Origin of the sequence: Chryseobacterium culicis, assembly GCF_900108365.1 — a bacterium.
GTDB classification, from domain to species: domain Bacteria; phylum Bacteroidota; class Bacteroidia; order Flavobacteriales; family Weeksellaceae; genus Chryseobacterium; species Chryseobacterium culicis.
The window spans coordinates 63,471-83,187 of record NZ_FNWQ01000003.1; the positions used below are offsets into that span (position 1 = coordinate 63,471).

Here is a 19,717-nt window from a genome sequence, read left to right on the forward strand (position 1 = left end):
TTATTCTTCAGTTTTTTCTTCAGTAGTATCAGCTTTAGCTTCTTCTACTTTTTCTTCTACTACAGGAGCATCAGCAACTACTGCTTCAGCTTTTTTAGTAGCAGCAGTTGATCTTCTGCTTCTTCTTGTAGCTTTTTTCTCTTCAGCATTAGGGTTGTAAAGCTCGTTGAAATCTACCAGTTCGATAAGAGCAGTATCAGCAGCATCACCTGGTCTGAATCCTGTCTTGATGATTCTTGTATAACCACCGTTTCTTTCAGCGATTTTAGGAGCTACAGTTCTGAATAATTCAGCAACCGCAAATTTATTTTGAAGGTAAGAGAATACTACTCTTCTGTTGTGTGTAGTATCTTCTTTTGCTTTTGTTAATAGAGGCTCAACATATACTCTTAAAGCTTTAGCTTTAGCAACAGTAGTGTTGATTCTTTTATGCTCAATTAGAGAACAAGCCATATTAGAAAGTAAAGCACTTCTGTGAGAAGCTGTTCTTCCTAAGTGATTGAATTTTTTACCGTGTCTCATTATTAATTATTTATCAGCGTCTAACTTATATTTTGCAACGTCGAAACCGAAGTTAAGACCTTTTGAATGCACTAATTCTTCTAGTTCTGTCAAAGATTTTTTACCAAAATTTCTGAATTTCATCAAATCAGACTTACTGTAAGAAACCAATTCTCCAAGCGTTTCTACTTCCGCAGCTTTAAGACAGTTAAGGGCTCTTACGGAAAGATCCATATCTGCTAATTTAGACTTAAGAAGTTGTCTTGTGTGAAGCGTTTCTTCATCGTACTGGATAGATGCTTTTACCGCTTCAGTTTCAAGCGTGATTCTCTCATCAGAGAATAGCATGAAGTGATAAATTAATATCTTAGAAGCTTCTGTTAAAGCGTTCTGAGGGCTGATAGACCCATCAGTTTCTATATCTAATACAAGTTTTTCGTAGTCTGTTTTTTGCTCTACACGATAATTTTCAATGCTGTATTGTACTTTCTTGATCGGCGTAAAAATAGAGTCGATAGCAATAGTTCCTACTGGAGCGTTGTTTGACTTATTTTGTTCAGAAGGAACATACCCTCTACCTTTTTCAATATTGAAAGTAATTTCGAAAGTTACATCACTGTTTAGGTTGCAGATCACTAAATCCGGGTTTAAAACCTCGAATCCATTGATAGACTTTCCTAAATCACCAGCAGTAATAACCGTTTGACCTGAAACTTTAGCAACAACCTGCTCGTTAGCCTGGCCTTCTGCTGCAGCTTTTAATCTTACCTGCTTAAGGTTAAGAATAATTTCGGTAACGTCTTCGATTACTCCTGGAATAGTTGAAAATTCGTGCTCTACACCTTCTATTTTGATAGATGAAATAGCGTATCCTTCCAGAGAAGAAAGCAACACTCTTCTCAAAGCATTACCGATTGTAAGCCCGAAACCTGGTTCTAAAGGTCTGAATTCAAATTGACCTTTAAATTCATCAGAGTTAAGTAAAATTACTTTATCGGGTTTTATGAATTGTAAAATTGCCATATTATTGGGTTGAGCAAAAATTTGATTAAAAAATTATTTAGAGTAAAGTTCGACGATAAGGTTCTCCTTAATGTCCTCCGGAATTTGGATTCTTTCAGGAGCAGAAATGAAGGTACCTTCTTTCTTCTCATCGTTGAATTGTAACCACTCATAGTTTGACTTAGAAGCCAATGCATTGGTAACAACCTCAAGAGACTTAGACTTTTCTCTTACGGTGATAACATCACCAGCTTTTACCAAGTAAGAAGGGATGTTAAGAATCTCTCCGTTCACTGTGATGTGTCTGTGAGAAACTAACTGTCTAGCTCCGGATCTGGTTTTAGCAAAACCTAATCTGTATACTACGTTATCCAATCTTGATTCACAAAGTTGTAATAGAACTTCACCAGTTACTCCTTTGCTTCTGTGTGCTTTTTCAAATAAGTTAGCAAACTGTCTTTCTAAAATACCGTATGTATATTTAGCTTTTTGTTTTTCTGCTAACTGAACTGCATATTCTGATTTTTTAGCACCTCTTCTTTTGTTAGGACCGTGTTGTCCTGGCGGTTGGTTCTTTCTTTTTTCGAAGTTTTTGTCATCTCCGTAGATTGCAGCACCAAACTTTCTAGCAATCTTAGTTTTAGGTCCAATATATCTTGCCATAATGGGTAAATTCTAAAAATTAAACTCTTCTTCTTTTTGGTGGTCTACATCCATTGTGCGGCATAGGAGTCACATCAATGATTTCGCTAACTTCAATTCCTGAATTGTGGATAGATCTGATAGCAGATTCTCTACCTGCCCCTGGACCTTTCACAAACACCTTTACTCTTCTTAAACCAGCTTCGTGAGCTACAGCAGAGCAATTTTCAGCTGCCATCTGAGCAGCAAATGGAGTATTCTTTTTAGAACCTCTGAAACCCATTTTACCGGCAGAAGCCCAAGAGATAACCTCTCCGTTTTTATTTGTTAAAGAAATGATGATGTTATTGAAAGAAGCCTGAATATGAGCTTCACCAATAGCTTCAACTTTTACTTTTCTTTTCTTAACTACTTTAGTTTGTTTTGCCATAATTCCTAACGATTATTTACTAGCTTTTTTCTTGTTAGCAACAGTTTTTCTCTTTCCTTTTCGGGTTCTAGAGTTGTTTTTCGTTCTCTGGCCTCTTAAAGGTAATCCAAGTCTGTGACGTATTCCTCGTTGGCATCCTATGTCCATCAATCTCTTGATGTTCAATTGCACTTCAGATCTTAATTCTCCTTCTACTTTTACGTTTTCTGAGATATATGTTCTGATGGCAGCCAATTCATCGTCATTCCATTCGTTGACTTTTTTGTCTTCGCTGATACCGGCAGCTTTAAGGATTTCAGAAGAAGTACTTCTTCCTACTCCGTAAATGTAAGTTAAACCGATAACTCCTCTTTTGTTTTTTGGTAAATCAATACCTGCAATTCTCGCCATAATTTAATTAACCTTGTCTTTGTTTAAATTTTGGGTTCTTCTTGTTGATTACGAACAGTACACCTTTTCTGCGTACGATTTTGCAATCAGCGCTTCTTTTTTTAATTGATGCTCTTACTTTCATTTTGATAGTATTTATTTTTTAACAATAGCCAAATGGAGACCTAGGACTCCATTTGGCGTTTGTTTAATATCTAAATGTGATTCTCCCTTTTGATAAATCATAAGGAGACATTTCTAATTTTACCTTATCACCGGGTAAAAGTTTAATATAATGCATTCTCATTTTACCAGAAATATGAGCGATAAGAATATGCCCATTTTCTAGTTCTACACGGAACTGAGCGTTCGAAAGTGCTTCCGTTATAACGCCGTCTTGTTCAATATGTTTTTGTTTTGCCATAAATTAATATCCAGTCGTTCTTGATAATTTAGACTGCATTAAGCCATCATAATGATGGTTCAGCAGATAGGTATTAATCTGTTGAACTGTATCTAAAATTACGCCCACCATGATTAATAGTGACGTTCCCCCGAAAAATAGGGCAAACGCATCTGTCTGAACAAAGGTTCCATGCACAATTGCCGGAAGGATTGCAAAGATAGACAAAAATATTGCACCTGGCAAGGTAATTTTTGATAAAATATCATCTAAATAATCAGCGGTCTCTTTTCCTGGTCTTACTTTCGGTACTAAACCTCCATTTCTCTTCAAATCATCAGCCATTTGGTTTACCGGAATTGTAATTGCAGTATAGAAAAACGAGAAGATAATAATTAATAGGGCAAACAATACGTTGTACTGCCAGCTAAAAACATTCTTGAAACCTGCAAGAAAAGTATTGGATTCATCAAATTTTGTTAATAATCCTGGTACGAACATCAATGCCTGAGCAAAGATAATCGGCATTACACCAGCAGCATTTACTTTCAATGGGATCCATTGTCTTGCTCCCTGCATAAGATTTCTGTTTACACCTCCTCTTGCTTGAGCTCTGCTTACATACTGAATTGGAATTTTTCTAACAGCAACTGATAAGATCACCGCTAAAAGAACTACCACCATCCAGAATAATACTTCAATAAGGATCATGATAGATCCCATTCCTCCTTTTCCGTTCTGCACGGCCATTTCCTGAACGAATGCCTCCGGTAATCTTGAAAGGATCCCCACCATAATAAGGATAGAGATACCGTTTCCGATACCTTTGTCGGTGATTTTTTCACCTAACCACATTGCGAATACTGAACCAGCAACCAAGATCACAATACTTGGCAACCAGAACATGATAGAATTGGGCTCTACAAAGTATGCAGACTGGAACTGAGCATATGGTAAGAATAATTGAGTAATAGAAGTTAAGTAAGAAGGTGCCTGTACCAGACAAACTCCAATCGTTAACCATCTTGTAATTTGGTTCAATGTATTTCTACCGGACTCTCCATCTTTCTGAAGCTTCTGAAGATAAGGAATAGCCATTCCCATCAACTGAACAATAATAGAAGCAGAAATATAAGGCATGATACCTAACGCCATTACGGACGCGTGGCTGAAAGCCCCCCCCGTAAACGACGAAAGCAAGCCAAGGAGACCTGCTCCTTGCTTGTTACCGCCTTGATTTTTATAATGCTCTAAGAGATCTCCCACTTCTGCAAGGTTAATTGCGGGAAGTGAAATATAAGATGCGAATCTATACACAAGGATAATCCCTAAAGTGAAGAGAATTTTATCTCTAAGTTCTTTAAGACTCCAAATATTTTTAAGTGTTTGTATAAATTCTTTCATTAGTAAGTATTATAAGGTAATTGCTTTTCCACCTGCTTTAGCAATAAGCTCTTCAGCAGATTTAGTGAATTTGTCAGCAGAGATTGAAACCGCAGATTTCAATTCTCCTCTACCCATAATTTTCACTAATTCGTTTTTAGAAACGATCCCGTTTTCTACTAAAACTTCTTTCGTGATATCTCCGGTGATGGATTTGTTCTCGATTAAAGTTTGAATAGTATCAAGGTTCACACCTCTAAACTCTTTTCTGTTTACGTTTTTGAATCCGAATTTAGGTAATCTTCTTTGTAAAGGCATCTGACCACCTTCGAAACCGATTTTCTGAGAATAACCAGCTCTAGCTTTCTGACCTTTGTGTCCTTTTGTTGAAGTACCTCCTTTTCCGCTACCCTGACCTCTACCAATTCTTTTTGAGTTGAAAGTAGATCCTGCAGCAGGTTGTATGTTATTTAAATTCATTTTAATTTCTCTTTTTTAAAATTATTTTTGAACTTCAAGTAAGTGGCTCACTGCAGCTATCATTCCTAAGATAGAAGGAGTAGCTTCATGTTCTACAACTTGGTGAAGTTTCTTTAATCCTAATGCTTCAAGCGTTCTCTTTTGGGTTTTTGTTCTACCAATAGCGCTTCTTACTTGCTTTACTTTAATTGTTGCCATTGCTTTATTGATTAACCGTTAAACACTTTACTTAGAGAAACTCCTCTCATTCTAGCGATTTCTTCAGGTCTTCTGATGTCTAATAACGCTTTGAAAGTAGCTTTCACTACGTTGTGAGGGTTAGAAGATCCTTTAGATTTTGAAAGGATATCGTGAATACCAGCAGATTCCAATACCGCTCTTACCGCACCACCGGCGATAAGTCCTGTACCGTGGGAAGCAGGTCTTAAGAAGATGTCTGCACCACCGTATCTGGCAGTAGTTTGGTGAGGGATAGTGTGGTTCATTACAGGAACTTTAACCAGGTTTTTCTTAGCGTCTTCAACTGCTTTAGCAATTGCAGAAGCTACCTCTTTAGATTTTCCTAAACCGAAACCGATGATACCTTCTTCGTTACCTACTACAACAATAGCAGAAAATCCGAAAGCTCTACCTCCTTTTGTTACTTTTGTTACTCTGTTAACAGCTACGAGACGATCTTTTAATTCTAATCCTCCCGGTTTTACTCTTTCTATATTATCTAGTCCTAACATATTTTCCGAAATTTAATGATTAGAATTTAAGTCCACCTTCTCTTGCACCATCAGCCAGAGCTTTTACTCTACCGTGGTATACGAATCCGTTTCTGTCAAATACAATACTTTCGATTCCTGCAGCGATAGCTTTAGCAGCGATAGCTTTACCAACAGCAGCAGAAACTTCAGTCTTAGTACCTTTAGCGTCTACCCCTTTCTCTCTGGAAGAAGCTGATGCTAAAGTTTTACCATTTTTATCGTCGATTAACTGAGCGTAAATTTCCTTATTACTTTTATATACAGATAATCTTGGCAATTCAGAAGATCCAGAGATTTTCCCTCTTACTCTTCTTTTGATTCTTATTCTTTTTTCTAATTTACTTAATGCCATAATACTTATAATTTATTAAGCAGATTTACCAGCTTTACGTCTAACAATTTCTCCTACGAATTTCACACCTTTTCCTTTGTATGGCTCAGGCTTTCTGAAAGAACGGATCTTTGCAGTAACCATTCCTAGAAGTTGTTTGTCGTGAGACGTTAAAGTAATAATTGGGTTTTTACCTTTTTCAGTCAATGTATCTACTTTTACTTCGTTTGGAAGTTCCAATACGATACCGTGAGAGAATCCTAAAGCTAACTCAAGTTTTTGACCTGCGTGAGAAGCTCTGTATCCTACCCCTACTAGTTCTAGTTTCTTTTCGAAACCTTCTGATACACCTACGATCATGTTGGCGATCAACGCTCTGTATAAACCGTGAAGCGCTTTGTGTTGTTTAGAATCAGATGGTCTGTTTACGTTAAGTTCACCATCTTTCTGTTCTAAAGTAATTCCTGCTGTAAGCTCCTGAGAAAGTTCTCCTTTAGCTCCTTTTACCGTTACTACACCGTTGTTTTCAGTGATTGTAACTCCTGCTGGAATTGTTATAATTGCTTTACCAATTCTTGACATTTTCCTCTGATTAAAAATTAATAAACATAGCAGATTACTTCACCGCCTACTTTCTCTTCTCTAGCTTTCTTGTCAGTCATTACTCCTTTAGAAGTAGAGATGATAGAAATACCCAAACCGTTTAGTACTCTTGGAAGTTCAGTAGAACCTTTGTACTGTCTCAAACCTGGTCTAGAAGCTCTTTGGATAGACTTGATAGCTGGTTTGTTGGTTTGCTTATCGTACTTTAAAGCGATTTTGATCACTCCTTGAACAGCGTTATCTTCAAACTTGTAGTTTAAGATATACCCTTGATCAAATAGGATCTTAGTAATCTCCTTTTTGATTTTCGATGCAGGAATTTCCACCACTTTGTGGCCTGCGCTTTGTGCGTTCCTTACTCTTGTTAGGAAATCTGAAATTGGATCTGTTACCATTTTTCTTTTATAAATTATTGGTTAAAGAACAATCAGTATTGAAAAGACTTGAAGATTAAAATATCAGACGTCAGAAATCTTCGGTCTGATATTTTTATTCTTTAGTATCTAGACAACTTAATTGTCCCGATTTTTAATTAGTAATTATTACCAACTAGCTTTTCTTACCCCTGGGATAAGACCGTTGTTAGCCATTTCTCTGAAAGTTACTCTGGAAATACCGAACGTTCTCATGTATCCTCTTGGTCTACCTGTTAGTTTACATCTGTTGTGTAATCTTACAGGAGAAGCATTTTTAGGCAATTTTTGAAGTCCTTCGTAATCACCAGCTTCTTTAAGAGCTTGTCTTTTAGCAGCGTATTTAGCAACTAGTGCTTCTCTTTTGCGCTCACGCGCTTTCATTGATTCTTTAGCCATTTCTTAGTTCTTTTTAAATGGTAAACCGAAGTGAGTTAATAATGCTTTAGCTTCTTTATCTGTTTTCGCTGTAGTAACGAAAGTGATGTCCATCCCCTGGATTTTTTTCACTTTGTCAATTACGATTTCAGGGAAGATAATTTGCTCAGTAATACCTAAGTTGTAGTTACCTCTACCATCGAAACCATCTGCTTTGATTCCAGAGAAATCTCTGATACGTGGTAAAGCAGAAGAAGTAAGTCTGTCTAAGAACTCATACATTCTCTGAGCTCTCAAAGTTACTTTTGCACCTACAGGCATTCCTTTTCTAAGTTTGAATGCAGCTTCGTCTTTCTTAGAGATTGTACCTACTGCTTTCTGACCTGTGATGTTCGTTAATTCTTCTACAGCATAATCAATAATTTTCTTATCTGCAGTAGCATCTCCTAAACCTTGTGATACAACGATTTTCTCTAATCTAGGTACTTGCATGATTGACTTGTACCCGAATTCTTCCATCATTGCAGGAACAATTGTTTCTTTATATGCTTTTTTGGGTCTTGCTATAAATTCCATGTTAATTCAAATTATAAAGTTTCACCCGTTTTTTTGTTAATTCTTACTTTCTTATCTCCTTCGATTTTGTAACCGATTTTGATTGCTTTTCCGTCTTTACCAACTAAAGCAACGTTTGAGATATGAATAGAAGCTTCCTTTTCAGTAATTCCTCCCTGAGGGTTAGAAGCTGAAGGCTTAACGTGTTTTTTAACGATGTTAAGTCCTGCAACGATTACTCTTGGGTCTCTACCTTCTTTCTTGATCACTTCAATAACTTCACCAGTCTTACCTTTGATATCTTTCTTACCAGTAGTAATGATTACGTTATCTCCTCTTTTTATTTTTAACTTTGACATTTCTTTTAAAAATTTTAAAAATTAAAGTACTTCAGGAGCTAATGAAATGATTTTCATATATTCTTTGTCTCTCAACTCACGAGCAACCGGTCCGAAAACACGTGTTCCTCTCATTTCTCCCGCTGCGTTTAGTAATACACAAGCATTGTCGTCGAACTTGATGTATGATCCATCTTTTCTTCTTACTGCTTTTTTAGTTCTTACTACTACAGCTTTAGATACCTGACCTTTTTTAGCGTTTCCTGATGGTGTAGAATCCTTGATAGTAACAACGATTTTATCACCAACTGAAGCATATCTTCTTCTGGTTCCTCCCAGAACTCTGATAACCAGTACTTCTTTAGCACCTGTGTTATCAGCAACTTTTAATCTTGATTCTGTTTGTAACATTATTACTTAGCTTTTTCAATGATTCTTACTAATCTCCATCTCTTGCTCTTGCTCAAAGGTCTAGTTTCTTGGATCAAAACTGTATCACCTTCTGTGCATTCGTTGTTCTCGTCGTGTGCAGTATATTTTTTCGTTTTCAAAACGAATTTACCGTACATCGGGTGCTTTACTCTTGTAGTTTCACTAACAACAATAGTTTTTTCCATTTTATTGCTGGAAACCACTCCGATTCTTTCTTTTCTTAAATTTCTATCCATTGTAAAATGAAATTATTGTTTGTTAGTTAACTCAGTGTTTAGTCTTGCGATTGTTTTTCTCAAATCTCTGATTTGAATCGGGTTTTCAATTGGGCTGATTGCATGAGCCAATTTCAATTTAGAATATTGAGCTTTTGCTTCAGTTAATTGAGCTTGAATATCACCCGCGCTTAAATTTTTAATATCAGCTTTTTTCATTGTATTCAAAGATTATAGAGGTTTAACAAAATCGTTAGCAACGATGAATTTAGTAACTACTGGTAATTTTTGTGCAGCAAGTCTTAAAGCTTCCTTTGCGATATCGTAAGGTACCCCTCCGATTTCGAACATAATTTTACCTGGTTTTACTACAGCTACCCAATATTCAACAGCACCTTTACCTTTACCCATACGTACTTCCGCTGGTTTTTTAGTAATTGGCTTATCTGGGAAGATTTTGATCCATAGTTGACCTTCTCTCTTCATATATCTTGTCGCAGCGATACGAGCTGCTTCAATCTGTCTTGCAGTGATCCAAGCTCCTTCCGTTGCTTTGATCCCAAAAGTTCCGTAAGCAAGTTGACTACCTCTCTGGGCATTCCCCTTCATCTTCATCTTATGAACTCTACGGAATTTGGTTCTTTTTGGTTGTAACATAATTTCTAAATTTTAGATTTTAGATTTTAGATTTTAGATTTTTTTTAATTTTAAAAAAGTAACGGTAATTTAAAATTCAAAATTTCTAATCTAAAATTTTAATTATTATTGTTATTGTTGTTGTTTTTTCTAGGTCTTCTGTTGTCTCTGTCTCCTCCTCTGTTTCCTCTGTCTGACTGACCTCCTTTTTTCTGTTGTCCTACTAATGGAGAAAGTTCTCTTTTACCGTAAACTTCACCTTTCATAATCCAAACTTTTACTCCTAGTCTACCGTAAGTAGTGTGAGCTTCTGCCCAGTGGTAATCGATATCAGCTCTGAAAGTTGACAATGGAATTCTTCCTTCTTTGAAAGATTCTGATCTTGCCATTTCAGCTCCGTTCAATCTACCGGAGATTTGAACTTTAATACCTTCAGCACCCATTCTCATAGTACTTGCCATTGCCATTTTAACAGCTCTTCTGTAAGAAATTCTGTTTTCAATTTGCTTAGAAATACTATCAGCAACCAATACAGCATCTAATTCAGGTCTTTTGATTTCGAAAATGTTGATTTGAATATCCTTACCTGTAAGTTTCTTCAACTCTTCTTTCAATTTATCAACTTCCTGACCTCCTTTACCGATGATAAGTCCCGGTCTAGCAGTAGTAATAGTTACTGTAACTAATTTTAAAGTTCTTTCAATATAAATTTTTGAAATACCACCTTTAGATAATCTAGCTTCAAGGTATCTTCTGATTTTGTAGTCTTCAGCGATTCTGTCTCCATAATCGTTTCCACCAAACCAGTTAGAATCCCATCCTCTGATGATACCTAATCTGTTACCAATTGGATTTGTCTTCTGTCCCATACCTTGATTAATTTTCTTTGTTACCTAAGATTAATGTAACGTGGTTAGATCTTTTTCTGATTCTATACCCTCTACCTTGCGGAGCTGGTCTTAGTCTCTTCAATTGTCTTGCACTATCCACAAATATTTCTTTAACGATAAGGTTTGCTTCCTCAATGTCTGCACCTTCGTTTTTCACTTGCCAGTTAGCCATAGCAGAAAGAAGTAATTTTTCTAACTTGTTAGAAGCATCCTTCTTAGAATATTTTAAGATATAAAGTGCTTTGTCTACCTGCTCTCCTCTAATGATATCAGCAACTAATCTCATTTTTCTTGGAGAAGACGGGCAATTATTTAATGAAGCTTTTACAACGTCTTTGTTAGCTTCTTTTCTTGCGATTGAACTATCTTGTTTTCTTGATCCCATGATTATCTGCTTCCTTTGTTTTTGTTACCACCATGACCTCTGAAAGATCTTGTTGGAGAAAATTCGCCTAACTTGTGACCAACCATGTTTTCAGTAACGTAAACCGGGATAAAAGATTTCCCGTTGTGTACTGCAATAGTTTGTCCTACGAAGTCCGGAGAGATCATCGATGCTCTAGACCAAGTTTTGATAACTGTCTTCTTACCAGACTCTATATTTGCCTGAACCTTCTTATCTAAAGTATGATGAATGAACGGTCCTTTTTTAAGTGATCTTGCCATAATTATTTTCTTTTAGATACGATGTAACGGTTAGACACTTTGTTTTTCTTTCTAGTTTTGTAACCTTTAGCCGGTTTACCGTTTCTAGATCTTGGGTGACCTCCTGAAGAACGTCCTTCACCACCACCCATTGGGTGATCTACCGGGTTCATTACAACCGCTCTTGTTCTAGGTCTTCTACCTAACCATCTGCTTCTACCAGCCTTACCTGATACCGTTAATTGGTGATCTGAGTTGGAAACAGAACCAATCATTGCCATACATTCAGTAAGGATCATTCTGGATTCTCCTGAAGGCAATTTGATGATTGCATATTTTCCGTCTCTGGAAGTTAATTGAGCTGAAGAACCAGCACTTCTTGCTAAAATTGCACCTTGTCCAGGCTTCATTTCAACACAAGAGATCACAGTACCCAATGGAATATTTTTCAATTTCATTGCGTTACCTACGTTTGGCTCAACGCTTTCTCCTGATACTACTTTCTGATCAACTTTGATACCGTTTGGAGCGATGATATATCTCTTCTCTCCGTCTGCGTACTCTAATAAAGCGATAAATGCAGTTCTGTTTGGATCGTATTCTACAGATTTTACAGTGGCTTCAACGTTTGCTTTGTTTCTTTTGAAGTCAATAATTCTGTATTTCTTTTTGTGTCCACCTCCGGTGTAACGCATGGTCATTTTACCTGTTTGGTTACGTCCACCTGACTTTTTAATACCAACGGTAAGAGATTTCTCTGGTTTGTTGGTAGTAATTTCCTCAAAATTGTTTACAATTCTGAATCTCTGTCCCGGGGTGATAGGTTTTAATTTTCTAACAGACATTACTATTATTTATAATTAATAATTAATTTACAGCAAAAATATCGATAACCTCACCTTCAGCAAGTTTGATTACCGCTTTTTTCAATTTATTTGTCTTTCCTACTTGAAGACCTTTTTTAGTGTATTTTGAAGAAACCTTCGGAGCATAAATCATTGTGTTAACGTCTGCTACTTTTACACCGTAAGCTGCTTCAACAGCTTTTTTAATCTGGATTTTATTCGCCTTAGGATCTACTAAGAAAGAATAAGAACCTCTTAAATCTGTAAGGTAATTAGCCTTTTCTGAAATAACTGGTTTAATAATAATAGACATGACTTATTTCTTTAAATTTTCCTGGAATTTTTCAACTGCACCTTCGAAGAAAATAATCTCACCTGCGTTTACTAAATCGTAAGAACTGATTTCGTTGAAGTTCATTACTTTAGCTTTAGGTAAGTTTCTTGAAGATAAATACACATTCTTGTTAGCTTCAGGAAGAACGAATAAAGATTTTTTACCGTTAAGTTCCAATGCATCTAATACATTGATGAAATCTTTAGTCTTAGGAGCTGCAAAGCTCAAATCTTCTAAAACTTTAATGCTGTTGTCTCTCATTTTCTGAGATAAAACAGATTTCTTAGCTAATCTCTTAAGAGCTTTGTTCAATTTGAATCTGTAGTCTCTTGGTTTTGGTCCGAATACTCTACCTCCACCTCTGAATGTTGGAGATTTAATATCACCATATCTAGCAGATCCAGATCCTTTTTGCTTCTTAAGCTTTTTAGTAGAAGCCGTAATTTCGCTTCTTTCTTTTGCTTTATGAGTTCCTTGTCTTTGTGCAGCAAGGTACTGTTTAACTTCTAAGTAAACCGCGTGCTGATTTGGCTCAATTCCGAATACTGTTTCGTCTAGAGTTACTTTTCTTCCGGTCTCTTTTCCTGATGTATTTAATACTACTAGTTCCATTTTCTGATAATTACATAAGAATTTTTAGCTCCCGGAACAGCACCTTTTACTACTAAAAGATTTTGTTCTTGATCAACTTTTAACACTTGAAGGTTTTGAACAGTTACCTGCTCACCTCCCATTCTTCCAGCCATTCTCATCCCTTTGAATACTCTTGAAGGGTCTGAACCAGCACCGATAGAACCTGGAGCTCTAAGTCTGTTGTGCTGACCATGAGTTGCCTGCATTACACCTCCAAATCCGTGTCTTTTAACAACACCCTGGAAGCCTTTACCTTTTGAAGTTCCTGTTACGTCAACATACTCACCTTCTGTGAACAGATCAACTTTTACTTCTTCTCCTACTTTTACTTCATCAACGAATTCTCTGTAGAATTCTACTAATTTAGCTTTAGGAGCAGAACCAGCCTTTTTAAAATGGCCAGCTAACGCTTTACCAACGTTCTTCTCACTCTTGTCATCGAAACCTAACTGAACAGCTTTATAACCGTCTTTTTCTAAGGTTCTGACCTGTAAAACCGAGCATGGACCAGCCTGAATAACTGTACAAGGAATGTTTTTCCCTTCTTCGTTAAACAAAGACGTCATACCGATTTTTTTACCAATAATACCTGACATTGTTTATATTATAATAAAATTTATCCTTTATTTATCCCCATTTTTCGGAAGTCTGAAGTAATTTCTACTTTTGATATAGGCATACTACGCTCCTAAAATGAGTGTGCAAATTTATGAATAATTTTATAACTGACAAATATTTCGGGTAAAATATTTTGATTTTTAATCAATTAGATGATTTTGGAAAAATTCAGAACAAATTTTCCGAAGATTAATTTTTGATTGTATAAAATAAGGAAAGATGGAAACTTTATTGAGCCAAAACACTTACTCCCATTTCCTCTAATTCTGCCCTGCCTTCAGCAGAAATACCGCTGTCAGTAATCAGATAGTCCACCTGATCCAGCGCTGCAATCTTCCCAAAGCCTTTCTTATTCAATTTTGAGGAATCTGCTAAAATCACCGTTTGATCCGCACACTCCATCATAATCTGGTTGAGATGAGCCTCCGCAGCATTCGAAGTACTGATTCCGAATTCCGGATCAATACCGTCTACTCCCAGAAAAAGTTTATTGCATGAAAACTGCTTAAGAATTCCTTCAGAAATAGACCCCACTATGGAAGTAGAGCTTTTTCTTACCTCCCCTCCAAGCTGGATAATATTAATATGAGGGTTATTGCAAAGTTCAATGGCCACCCTCAGAGAAGATGTAAGTACCGTAAGCGGCCCAAAGTTCACCAGCATTCTCGCAAGATAATGCATTGTGGTACCGGAAGCCAATATAATACTGTCGTTTTCCTGAATCAATGACAAAGCTGCTTTTGCGATAGCCTGCTTCGCTTCCACATTGATACTTTCTTTTTCCACTACATTTTTCTCATAGGCATACCTTACCTGCTTACTGGCTCCTCCATGATTTCTGAAAAGAAGCCCAAGACCTTCAAGATAGTTCAGATCCTTTCGGATCGTAACCGAAGAAACATTGAGCTTTTCACACAGATCCTGAACAAGGACATGCCCTTTTTCTTCAAGCTCTTTCAATATTTCGTCCTGCCTTGGTAGTAGCTTTTCCATTGTATTCGTTTCCTCAAAAATACCGCTTTTTTTTCATATCTTAAAATTTCATTTATTTTCTTTTTGCTTTCATTTTTAATTTATATATTTGAAAACGAAACATAAACGAAACATTTATGAAACGAAACGAAGAACTCAGTAAATTAACCCATGTAAAAGAATGGGACTTTATAGTCATAGGAGGGGGAGCCAGTGGTTTAGGTTCAGCATTAGACGCGGTAAGCAGAGGATTCAAAACAGTTTTGCTTGAATCCCATGACTTTGCGAAAGCAACATCCAGCAGAAGTACCAAACTGGTACATGGCGGGGTCAGATATCTTGCCCAGGGAGATGTCGGTTTGGTAAAAGAGGCATTGAAAGAAAGAGGTCTTCTGGCAAAAAACGCAGCGCACATTGTAAAAAATCAGTCTTTCATTATTCCGAACTATACATGGTGGGGCGGAATCTACTATAAAATAGGACTGTCGGTTTACGATTTTCTTGCCGGAAAACTAAGTTTAGGTAAGACCAGATACATCAGCAAATCAAAAACAGTTGAGAAGCTTCCTACTATTGAACAAAATCACTTAATGAGCGGTGTTGTTTACCAGGACGGACAGTTTGACGACGCAAGACTTGCGGTCAATCTTACCCAGACGATCATCGAAAAAGGCGGCAGCGCTGTTAATTACGTAAAAGTGGTTAACCTTTTGAAAGATGCTTCTGACAAAGTAATAGGTGTAGTTGCGGAAGATCAGTTTACTAAAGAGCAATATCAGATCCATGGAAAAGTGGTCATCAACGCCACCGGTGTATTTACGAATGACATCCTTAACATGAACAATCCTAAGCATGGTAAACTTGTGGTACCAAGCCAGGGAATTCACCTTGTACTGGACAAATCTTTCCTGAAAAGTGATGATGCCATCATGATTCCGAAAACGTCAGACGGCAGAGTCTTATTTGTGGTTCCATGGCATGACAGAGCTTTGGTAGGCACTACTGACACCCTTTTAAAAGATGAAAGCTTTGAACCCCGTGCTTTGGAAGAGGAAATCAGCTTTGTCTTAAATACGGCAAGACAGTATCTGTCTAAAAAACCGACCCGTGAAGACGTAAAATCAGTTTTCGCCGGTCTTCGTCCGCTTGCAGCTCCTAAAGACGGAAGCAAAAGCACAAAAGAGGTTTCCCGAAGCCATAAAGTGATTACTTCAGATACCGGACTGGTTTCCATCATCGGAGGAAAATGGACCACCTACCGTAAAATGGCTGAAGATACCGTAGATGAAGCAATGAAAGTTCACAGACTGGGCAACAGCCCTTCTAAAACGGAAAACCTTTCCATCCATGGAAATATAAAGCCAGAACAGGTAGACAGAACGAACCATCTGTATGTTTACGGATCTGACATTCCAGCCATTAAAGCATTGCAGCAAAGTAATCCACGATACGCGCAAAGAATCCACCCGGATCACCCTTTCACGGTAGCAGAAGCAGTATGGGCTGTAAGAACAGAAATGGCAGAGACTATTGAAGATATTCTTGCCAGAAGAGTACGCTTATTGTTTCTGGATGCAAGAGCCGCAATAGACAGCGCTCACAACGTAGCCAGAATCATTGCTGAAGAAAAAGGCTATTCTGAAGAATGGGCTCAGCAGCAGGAAAATGAATTTATTGAATTAGCAGGAGGCTATCTATTAACGCCTTATTCACCTAAAGTTATCAACCTAAATTAGCACTATATACATGAATGAAAAACTTATCCTCGCTCTGGACCAGGGAACAACTTCCTCAAGAGCGATTCTCTTCAATCACAGTGGAGAAATCAAATATGTATCGCAGAAAGATTTCAGACAGATATTTCCTACTCCGGGATGGGTAGAGCATGATCCTAACGAAATCTGGTCTTCACAAATCTCCGTAGCAGCAGAAATCATAGCAAAAGCAGGAATTTCAGGACTTGAAGTTGCCGCCATCGGAATTACCAATCAGCGTGAAACTACAATAGTTTGGGATAAAGAAACCGGCGAACCCATTTACAATGCGATTGTATGGCAGGACAGAAGAACTTCAAAATACTGTGACGAACTGAAAGAACAGGGGCATGCAGAAAAGATCAAAGAAAAAACAGGACTCGTTCTCGATGCTTACTTCTCAGCAACCAAGCTGAAATGGATTCTCGATAACGTAGAAGGAGCAAGACAAAAAGCTGAAGAAGGAAAATTATGTTTCGGAACCGTTGACACATGGCTTGTATGGAAACTTACCAGGGGAAAAATGTTCATCACTGATGTTTCCAACGCCAGCAGAACAATGCTTCTTAATATTCATACTTTGGAATGGGACGCTGATTTATTAGAATTATTCAATATCCCTAAAAATATTCTTCCTGAAGTAAAACAGAGCAGTGAAGTGTATGGCGAAACAGCCACTACTTTATTCTCCACCAAAATCCCGATTGCCGGAATTGCAGGCGATCAGCAGGCAGCGTTATTCGGACAGATGTGTACTACTCCGGGAATGGTAAAAAATACCTATGGAACAGGATGCTTCTTATTAATGAATACCGGAACCGAAGCCGTTTCTTCGAAAAATAATCTTCTTACAACCGTAGCCTGGAAAATTAATGGAGAAGTGAACTATGCACTGGAAGGAAGTGTATTTGTAGGAGGCGCAGCCATCCAATGGCTCAGAGACGGCCTTAAGATTATTCATTCTTCCGATCAGGTGAATGAACTGGCCGCTTCCGTACCGGATAATGGCGGCGTATATTTCGTTCCTGCACTGACTGGCCTGGGCGCTCCTTACTGGGATCAGTATGCCCGCGGAACGATTGTAGGAATTACCCGTGGTACTACAGACGGGCACATCGCGCGAGCTACCCTGGAAGGAATTGCATTTCAGGTATATGATATTGTAAAAGCCATGGAAGCTGATTCCGGAACAGCCAGCCTTGAATTAAGAGTTGACGGCGGCGCTTCCGCAAGTGACCTTCTCATGCAGATTCAGTCAGACCTTTTCGGTTTTAAAATCACAAGACCTAAAACCCTTGAAACAACAGCTCTTGGTGCCGCATATCTTGCCGGACTTGCAGTAGGATACTGGAAAAATATTGATGAAATTCAGGAGCAATGGATCATAGATAAAGATTTCCATCCTCAACTGAAGAGAGAGCAGGTGGATAAGATGAGCCATTTCTGGAAGAAAGCTGTAAAAAGTGCTCAAAGCTGGATAGAAGATTAATTTTCACTTAAAAAAAAACTTATATGACCCCATTTATTGCAGAAGTTATCGGAACGATGCTTCTTATATTGTTAGGCAACGGTGTTGTAGCCAATGTTGTCTTAAAAGATACAAAAGGAAATAATTCCGGATGGATTGTGATTACTACCGCATGGGCACTTGCCGTATTTGTGGGAGTAACCGTTGCCGGCCCAATAAGTGGGGCTCATCTGAACCCGGCTGTAACCATTGGCCTAGCCGCCGCAGGAAAATTCTCCTGGGATCTGGTTCCTTCTTATATTGCAGCTCAGATGATTGGAGGAATGCTTGGTGCATTTCTGGTATGGCTGTTTCATAAAGATCATTTTGCAATTACGGAAGATGAAGGGGCAAAACTGGCTTGTTTCAGCACCACTCCCGCTATCAGAAAAGCTTCTTCTAATCTTACCAGCGAAATCATAGGAACGTTTGTACTGGTATTCTGTGTTTTTTATTTTGCAGATCCAAGCCTTACTTTACAGGCAGACCCAACCGCTAAAGTAGGGTTAGGTTCTATTGGCGCCATCCCGGTTACATTTGTAGTATGGGCAATTGGCTTATCTCTGGGAGGAACAACGGGATATGCCATTAACCCGGCGAGAGATCTTGCTCCGAGAATCATGCACGCTATCTTGCCTGTAAAAGGAAGCAGTGATTGGTCTTACGCCTGGATTCCAATAGTAGGCCCTGTTACAGGAGCCGTTATTGCAGCACTTTTATATGGATTATTAAAATAAACGGGTGATGAAAAAAATCTTACAGGGAATCTTCCTTCTTGTTTTGGCAGCAGGAAGAGTATTTTCACAGGAAAACGTTGAAACCAAGGAAACCAAAGATGGAAGGCTTGATTTCACGGCCAACATTCAGAACAATCACTTATGGAGAGGCCTTATTATTACTGATAAACCTGTGGTAATGGGAAATCTGTCTTATGCTCTGGATCGAGAGAAAAAATGGAAGGTGGGAATCTGGGGTGCTTCTGCACTGGCAGATGATAAGGATAATACCCATTATAAAGAGATCAATTACTATGTTCAGTATTCTGACGGACGCTTTTACATTGGAATATGGGATCTTTACAACTCCCGCAACATTAATACCGCTGTAGCCGCTGATGATATCTTCAGCTATTCGCAGAGGAGAACCGCCCACATTATTGATTTAAGAACAAACTATACGTTCGGGCCTTCATTCCCGATCAATATTGAAGCTGATATCATGCTGTACGGTGGTGCAAATGCAGGAGAAGTTATTCTGGAACCTGATGGAAGCTATAAGAAAAACAGATATTCGACCTATGTGCAGGCAAGCTACCCTGTTATTAAGGGGCAGAAAGTAAACCTGGATGCCTTTGTAGGCGCAGGATTCGCTCTCAATGACAAAACATTCTTATATGGCAACGGTAAAAACAGCTTTGACATCGTGAATGTAGGCGTAAAAGCAGGAAAAGTTGTCAAAATAACAGATCATTACAGTCTTCCTGTATCCATGATGGCCATGTGGAATCCATCCAATAAGTATGCAAGGATTCAGCTTGCAGCAACCGTTTTTTAATCTGATTTTAACTTAATATACCAACCACTTCTGTTTAGGAGTGGTTTTTTTAGCATCATCTTAATTTTACCTCTGCCCCTGTAAAAATCCCACTCAATAACC

Annotated in this window: 33 protein-coding genes; 4 read left to right on the plus strand and 29 right to left on the minus strand. The window is 38.0% G+C overall.

What is annotated here, in order from left to right; translation table 11 throughout:
- The 29 genes from rplQ to BLW74_RS12110 form a co-directional block, all read right to left on the minus strand.
- Complete coding sequence (rplQ, locus tag BLW74_RS11970) at positions 1 to 522, minus strand: 50S ribosomal protein L17 (RefSeq protein WP_089692681.1); 522 nt, start codon at positions 520 to 522, stop codon at positions 1 to 3.
- A gap of 6 nt (positions 523 to 528) precedes the next feature.
- Complete coding sequence (locus BLW74_RS11975; protein WP_047376582.1) at positions 529 to 1,524, minus strand: DNA-directed RNA polymerase subunit alpha; 996 nt, start codon at positions 1,522 to 1,524, stop codon at positions 529 to 531.
- Between the two features lie 33 nt (positions 1,525 to 1,557).
- The gene (rpsD, locus tag BLW74_RS11980; protein WP_047096812.1) at positions 1,558 to 2,166 is read right to left on the minus strand and encodes a 30S ribosomal protein S4; all 609 of its coding nucleotides are present in this window, start codon (positions 2,164 to 2,166) and stop codon (positions 1,558 to 1,560) included.
- A 19-nt stretch (positions 2,167 to 2,185) separates the two neighbouring features.
- On the minus strand, positions 2,186 to 2,575 hold the full coding sequence (rpsK, locus tag BLW74_RS11985) for a 30S ribosomal protein S11 (RefSeq protein ID WP_002983263.1): 390 nt from the start codon (positions 2,573 to 2,575) through the stop codon (positions 2,186 to 2,188).
- A gap of 12 nt (positions 2,576 to 2,587) precedes the next feature.
- Complete coding sequence (gene rpsM, locus BLW74_RS11990) at positions 2,588 to 2,965, minus strand: 30S ribosomal protein S13 (RefSeq protein ID WP_002983260.1); 378 nt, start codon at positions 2,963 to 2,965, stop codon at positions 2,588 to 2,590.
- Positions 2,966 to 2,972: 7 nt separating this feature from the next.
- The gene (rpmJ, locus tag BLW74_RS11995; RefSeq protein WP_007839480.1) at positions 2,973 to 3,089 is read right to left on the minus strand and encodes a 50S ribosomal protein L36; all 117 of its coding nucleotides are present in this window, start codon (positions 3,087 to 3,089) and stop codon (positions 2,973 to 2,975) included.
- A gap of 63 nt (positions 3,090 to 3,152) precedes the next feature.
- Positions 3,153 to 3,368, minus strand: a complete 216-nt coding sequence (gene infA, locus BLW74_RS12000; protein WP_027381317.1) for a translation initiation factor IF-1 — start codon at positions 3,366 to 3,368, stop codon at positions 3,153 to 3,155.
- A gap of 3 nt (positions 3,369 to 3,371) precedes the next feature.
- Complete coding sequence (gene secY, locus BLW74_RS12005; RefSeq protein ID WP_089692682.1) at positions 3,372 to 4,751, minus strand: preprotein translocase subunit SecY; 1,380 nt, start codon at positions 4,749 to 4,751, stop codon at positions 3,372 to 3,374.
- Between the two features lie 9 nt (positions 4,752 to 4,760).
- Positions 4,761 to 5,210: a 50S ribosomal protein L15 gene (gene rplO, locus BLW74_RS12010; RefSeq protein ID WP_089692683.1), complete on the minus strand. Its 450-nt coding sequence runs from the start codon at positions 5,208 to 5,210 to the stop codon at positions 4,761 to 4,763.
- Positions 5,211 to 5,231: 21 nt separating this feature from the next.
- Entirely contained in the window at positions 5,232 to 5,408 is a 177-nt protein-coding gene (gene rpmD, locus BLW74_RS12015) for a 50S ribosomal protein L30 (RefSeq protein ID WP_029297759.1), read from the minus strand.
- An 11-nt stretch (positions 5,409 to 5,419) separates the two neighbouring features.
- Positions 5,420 to 5,941, minus strand: coding sequence for a 30S ribosomal protein S5 (gene rpsE, locus BLW74_RS12020; RefSeq protein WP_045491132.1), 522 nt, complete (start codon positions 5,939 to 5,941; stop codon positions 5,420 to 5,422).
- A 19-nt stretch (positions 5,942 to 5,960) separates the two neighbouring features.
- Complete coding sequence (gene rplR / locus BLW74_RS12025) at positions 5,961 to 6,314, minus strand: 50S ribosomal protein L18 (RefSeq protein ID WP_034694689.1); 354 nt, start codon at positions 6,312 to 6,314, stop codon at positions 5,961 to 5,963.
- 15 nt (positions 6,315 to 6,329) lie between these two features.
- On the minus strand, positions 6,330 to 6,875 hold the full coding sequence (rplF, locus tag BLW74_RS12030) for a 50S ribosomal protein L6 (RefSeq protein WP_089692684.1): 546 nt from the start codon (positions 6,873 to 6,875) through the stop codon (positions 6,330 to 6,332).
- Between the two features lie 17 nt (positions 6,876 to 6,892).
- Complete coding sequence (gene rpsH, locus BLW74_RS12035) at positions 6,893 to 7,291, minus strand: 30S ribosomal protein S8 (RefSeq protein WP_034694686.1); 399 nt, start codon at positions 7,289 to 7,291, stop codon at positions 6,893 to 6,895.
- A 147-nt stretch (positions 7,292 to 7,438) separates the two neighbouring features.
- Complete coding sequence (rpsN, locus tag BLW74_RS12040; RefSeq protein ID WP_002983233.1) at positions 7,439 to 7,708, minus strand: 30S ribosomal protein S14; 270 nt, start codon at positions 7,706 to 7,708, stop codon at positions 7,439 to 7,441.
- Between the two features lie 3 nt (positions 7,709 to 7,711).
- The gene (gene rplE / locus BLW74_RS12045) at positions 7,712 to 8,263 is read right to left on the minus strand and encodes a 50S ribosomal protein L5 (RefSeq protein ID WP_027371713.1); all 552 of its coding nucleotides are present in this window, start codon (positions 8,261 to 8,263) and stop codon (positions 7,712 to 7,714) included.
- Positions 8,264 to 8,274: 11 nt separating this feature from the next.
- Entirely contained in the window at positions 8,275 to 8,601 is a 327-nt protein-coding gene (gene rplX / locus BLW74_RS12050; protein WP_047427597.1) for a 50S ribosomal protein L24, read from the minus strand.
- Between the two features lie 21 nt (positions 8,602 to 8,622).
- Positions 8,623 to 8,991 carry a 50S ribosomal protein L14 gene (gene rplN, locus BLW74_RS12055; RefSeq protein WP_002983226.1) on the minus strand — a complete coding sequence of 123 codons (369 nt, stop codon included), beginning with the start codon at positions 8,989 to 8,991 and terminating at the stop codon, positions 8,623 to 8,625.
- 2 nt (positions 8,992 to 8,993) lie between these two features.
- Positions 8,994 to 9,248 (minus strand): 30S ribosomal protein S17, encoded by a 255-nt coding sequence (rpsQ, locus tag BLW74_RS12060; RefSeq protein ID WP_027371715.1) that lies wholly within the window; start codon positions 9,246 to 9,248, stop codon positions 8,994 to 8,996.
- A gap of 12 nt (positions 9,249 to 9,260) precedes the next feature.
- The gene (gene rpmC, locus BLW74_RS12065; RefSeq protein ID WP_027381309.1) at positions 9,261 to 9,446 is read right to left on the minus strand and encodes a 50S ribosomal protein L29; all 186 of its coding nucleotides are present in this window, start codon (positions 9,444 to 9,446) and stop codon (positions 9,261 to 9,263) included.
- Between the two features lie 12 nt (positions 9,447 to 9,458).
- A complete protein-coding gene (rplP, locus tag BLW74_RS12070; protein WP_029297776.1) occupies positions 9,459 to 9,884 on the minus strand; it encodes a 50S ribosomal protein L16 in 426 nt (141 codons plus the stop codon).
- Between the two features lie 98 nt (positions 9,885 to 9,982).
- Entirely contained in the window at positions 9,983 to 10,732 is a 750-nt protein-coding gene (rpsC, locus tag BLW74_RS12075; RefSeq protein WP_034694675.1) for a 30S ribosomal protein S3, read from the minus strand.
- Positions 10,733 to 10,739: 7 nt separating this feature from the next.
- Positions 10,740 to 11,138 carry a 50S ribosomal protein L22 gene (gene rplV, locus BLW74_RS12080; protein WP_002983214.1) on the minus strand — a complete coding sequence of 133 codons (399 nt, stop codon included), beginning with the start codon at positions 11,136 to 11,138 and terminating at the stop codon, positions 10,740 to 10,742.
- 2 nt (positions 11,139 to 11,140) lie between these two features.
- The gene (gene rpsS, locus BLW74_RS12085) at positions 11,141 to 11,419 is read right to left on the minus strand and encodes a 30S ribosomal protein S19 (protein ID WP_002983209.1); all 279 of its coding nucleotides are present in this window, start codon (positions 11,417 to 11,419) and stop codon (positions 11,141 to 11,143) included.
- A gap of 2 nt (positions 11,420 to 11,421) precedes the next feature.
- Positions 11,422 to 12,243, minus strand: a complete 822-nt coding sequence (rplB, locus tag BLW74_RS12090) for a 50S ribosomal protein L2 (protein ID WP_027381305.1) — start codon at positions 12,241 to 12,243, stop codon at positions 11,422 to 11,424.
- A gap of 22 nt (positions 12,244 to 12,265) precedes the next feature.
- Positions 12,266 to 12,556 carry a 50S ribosomal protein L23 gene (rplW, locus tag BLW74_RS12095; RefSeq protein ID WP_047376571.1) on the minus strand — a complete coding sequence of 97 codons (291 nt, stop codon included), beginning with the start codon at positions 12,554 to 12,556 and terminating at the stop codon, positions 12,266 to 12,268.
- Between the two features lie 3 nt (positions 12,557 to 12,559).
- Positions 12,560 to 13,189 carry a 50S ribosomal protein L4 gene (gene rplD / locus BLW74_RS12100; protein ID WP_089692685.1) on the minus strand — a complete coding sequence of 210 codons (630 nt, stop codon included), beginning with the start codon at positions 13,187 to 13,189 and terminating at the stop codon, positions 12,560 to 12,562.
- Entirely contained in the window at positions 13,180 to 13,806 is a 627-nt protein-coding gene (rplC, locus tag BLW74_RS12105) for a 50S ribosomal protein L3 (RefSeq protein ID WP_027371722.1), read from the minus strand. Before rplC ends, rplD begins: the two co-directional genes overlap by 10 nt.
- Before the next feature lie 250 nt (positions 13,807 to 14,056).
- Positions 14,057 to 14,821: a DeoR/GlpR family DNA-binding transcription regulator gene (locus BLW74_RS12110; protein WP_089692686.1), complete on the minus strand. Its 765-nt coding sequence runs from the start codon at positions 14,819 to 14,821 to the stop codon at positions 14,057 to 14,059.
- A 116-nt stretch (positions 14,822 to 14,937) separates the two neighbouring features.
- On the opposite strand from BLW74_RS12110, the gene BLW74_RS12115 reads away from it, so the two are divergent.
- From BLW74_RS12115 to BLW74_RS12130, 4 genes are read left to right on the plus strand one after another with little or no spacing between them, the layout of a single operon-like run.
- The gene (locus BLW74_RS12115) at positions 14,938 to 16,536 is read left to right on the plus strand and encodes a glycerol-3-phosphate dehydrogenase/oxidase (protein ID WP_089692687.1); all 1,599 of its coding nucleotides are present in this window, start codon (positions 14,938 to 14,940) and stop codon (positions 16,534 to 16,536) included.
- A 10-nt stretch (positions 16,537 to 16,546) separates the two neighbouring features.
- Positions 16,547 to 18,043: a glycerol kinase GlpK gene (gene glpK, locus BLW74_RS12120; protein ID WP_089692688.1), complete on the plus strand. Its 1,497-nt coding sequence runs from the start codon at positions 16,547 to 16,549 to the stop codon at positions 18,041 to 18,043.
- Positions 18,044 to 18,066: 23 nt separating this feature from the next.
- Complete coding sequence (locus BLW74_RS12125) at positions 18,067 to 18,798, plus strand: MIP/aquaporin family protein (RefSeq protein WP_089692689.1); 732 nt, start codon at positions 18,067 to 18,069, stop codon at positions 18,796 to 18,798.
- 4 nt (positions 18,799 to 18,802) lie between these two features.
- A complete protein-coding gene (locus tag BLW74_RS12130) occupies positions 18,803 to 19,615 on the plus strand; it encodes a hypothetical protein (RefSeq protein ID WP_394331231.1) in 813 nt (270 codons plus the stop codon).
- The last annotated feature ends 102 nt before the right edge of the window (positions 19,616 to 19,717 follow it).

Bases quoted from the DNA above. Each gene is read 5' to 3' on its own strand.
- rpmJ (WP_007839480.1), bottom strand. From the start codon at position 3,089: ATGAAAGTAAGAGCATCAATTAAAAAAAGAAGCGCTGATTGCAAAATC.
- rplX (WP_047427597.1), bottom strand. From the start codon at position 8,601: ATGTCAAAGTTAAAAATAAAAAGAGGAGATAACGTAATCATTACTACT.
- BLW74_RS12115 (WP_089692687.1), top strand. From the start codon at position 14,938: ATGAAACGAAACGAAGAACTCAGTAAATTAACCCATGTAAAAGAATGG.
- rpmC (WP_027381309.1), bottom strand. From the start codon at position 9,446: ATGAAAAAAGCTGATATTAAAAATTTAAGCGCGGGTGATATTCAAGCT.
- secY (WP_089692682.1), bottom strand. From the start codon at position 4,751: ATGAAAGAATTTATACAAACACTTAAAAATATTTGGAGTCTTAAAGAA.
- rpsC (WP_034694675.1), bottom strand. From the start codon at position 10,732: ATGGGACAGAAGACAAATCCAATTGGTAACAGATTAGGTATCATCAGA.
- rpsM (WP_002983260.1), bottom strand. From the start codon at position 2,965: ATGGCGAGAATTGCAGGTATTGATTTACCAAAAAACAAAAGAGGAGTT.
- BLW74_RS11975 (WP_047376582.1), bottom strand. From the start codon at position 1,524: ATGGCAATTTTACAATTCATAAAACCCGATAAAGTAATTTTACTTAAC.
- rpsH (WP_034694686.1), bottom strand. From the start codon at position 7,291: ATGGTAACAGATCCAATTTCAGATTTCCTAACAAGAGTAAGGAACGCA.
- rplD (WP_089692685.1), bottom strand. From the start codon at position 13,189: ATGGAACTAGTAGTATTAAATACATCAGGAAAAGAGACCGGAAGAAAA.
- BLW74_RS12125 (WP_089692689.1), top strand. From the start codon at position 18,067: ATGACCCCATTTATTGCAGAAGTTATCGGAACGATGCTTCTTATATTG.
- glpK (WP_089692688.1), top strand. From the start codon at position 16,547: ATGAATGAAAAACTTATCCTCGCTCTGGACCAGGGAACAACTTCCTCA.
- rplP (WP_029297776.1), bottom strand. From the start codon at position 9,884: ATGTTACAACCAAAAAGAACCAAATTCCGTAGAGTTCATAAGATGAAG.
- rplE (WP_027371713.1), bottom strand. From the start codon at position 8,263: ATGGAATTTATAGCAAGACCCAAAAAAGCATATAAAGAAACAATTGTT.
- rpsQ (WP_027371715.1), bottom strand. From the start codon at position 9,248: ATGGATAGAAATTTAAGAAAAGAAAGAATCGGAGTGGTTTCCAGCAAT.
- rplR (WP_034694689.1), bottom strand. From the start codon at position 6,314: ATGGCATTAAGTAAATTAGAAAAAAGAATAAGAATCAAAAGAAGAGTA.
- rpsE (WP_045491132.1), bottom strand. From the start codon at position 5,941: ATGTTAGGACTAGATAATATAGAAAGAGTAAAACCGGGAGGATTAGAA.
- rplB (WP_027381305.1), bottom strand. From the start codon at position 12,243: ATGTCTGTTAGAAAATTAAAACCTATCACCCCGGGACAGAGATTCAGA.
- rpsD (WP_047096812.1), bottom strand. From the start codon at position 2,166: ATGGCAAGATATATTGGACCTAAAACTAAGATTGCTAGAAAGTTTGGT.
- rplQ (WP_089692681.1), bottom strand. From the start codon at position 522: ATGAGACACGGTAAAAAATTCAATCACTTAGGAAGAACAGCTTCTCAC.
- rpmD (WP_029297759.1), bottom strand. From the start codon at position 5,408: ATGGCAACAATTAAAGTAAAGCAAGTAAGAAGCGCTATTGGTAGAACA.
- BLW74_RS12110 (WP_089692686.1), bottom strand. From the start codon at position 14,821: ATGGAAAAGCTACTACCAAGGCAGGACGAAATATTGAAAGAGCTTGAA.
- infA (WP_027381317.1), bottom strand. From the start codon at position 3,368: ATGGCAAAACAAAAACATATTGAACAAGACGGCGTTATAACGGAAGCA.
- rplF (WP_089692684.1), bottom strand. From the start codon at position 6,875: ATGTCAAGAATTGGTAAAGCAATTATAACAATTCCAGCAGGAGTTACA.
- rplN (WP_002983226.1), bottom strand. From the start codon at position 8,991: ATGTTACAAACAGAATCAAGATTAAAAGTTGCTGATAACACAGGTGCT.
- rplC (WP_027371722.1), bottom strand. From the start codon at position 13,806: ATGTCAGGTATTATTGGTAAAAAAATCGGTATGACGTCTTTGTTTAAC.
- rpsS (WP_002983209.1), bottom strand. From the start codon at position 11,419: ATGGCAAGATCACTTAAAAAAGGACCGTTCATTCATCATACTTTAGAT.
- rplO (WP_089692683.1), bottom strand. From the start codon at position 5,210: ATGAATTTAAATAACATACAACCTGCTGCAGGATCTACTTTCAACTCA.
- rpsN (WP_002983233.1), bottom strand. From the start codon at position 7,708: ATGGCTAAAGAATCAATGAAAGCGCGTGAGCGCAAAAGAGAAGCACTA.
- rplW (WP_047376571.1), bottom strand. From the start codon at position 12,556: ATGTCTATTATTATTAAACCAGTTATTTCAGAAAAGGCTAATTACCTT.
- rplV (WP_002983214.1), bottom strand. From the start codon at position 11,138: ATGGGATCAAGAAAACAAGATAGTTCAATCGCAAGAAAAGAAGCTAAC.
- rpsK (WP_002983263.1), bottom strand. From the start codon at position 2,575: ATGGCAAAACAAACTAAAGTAGTTAAGAAAAGAAAAGTAAAAGTTGAA.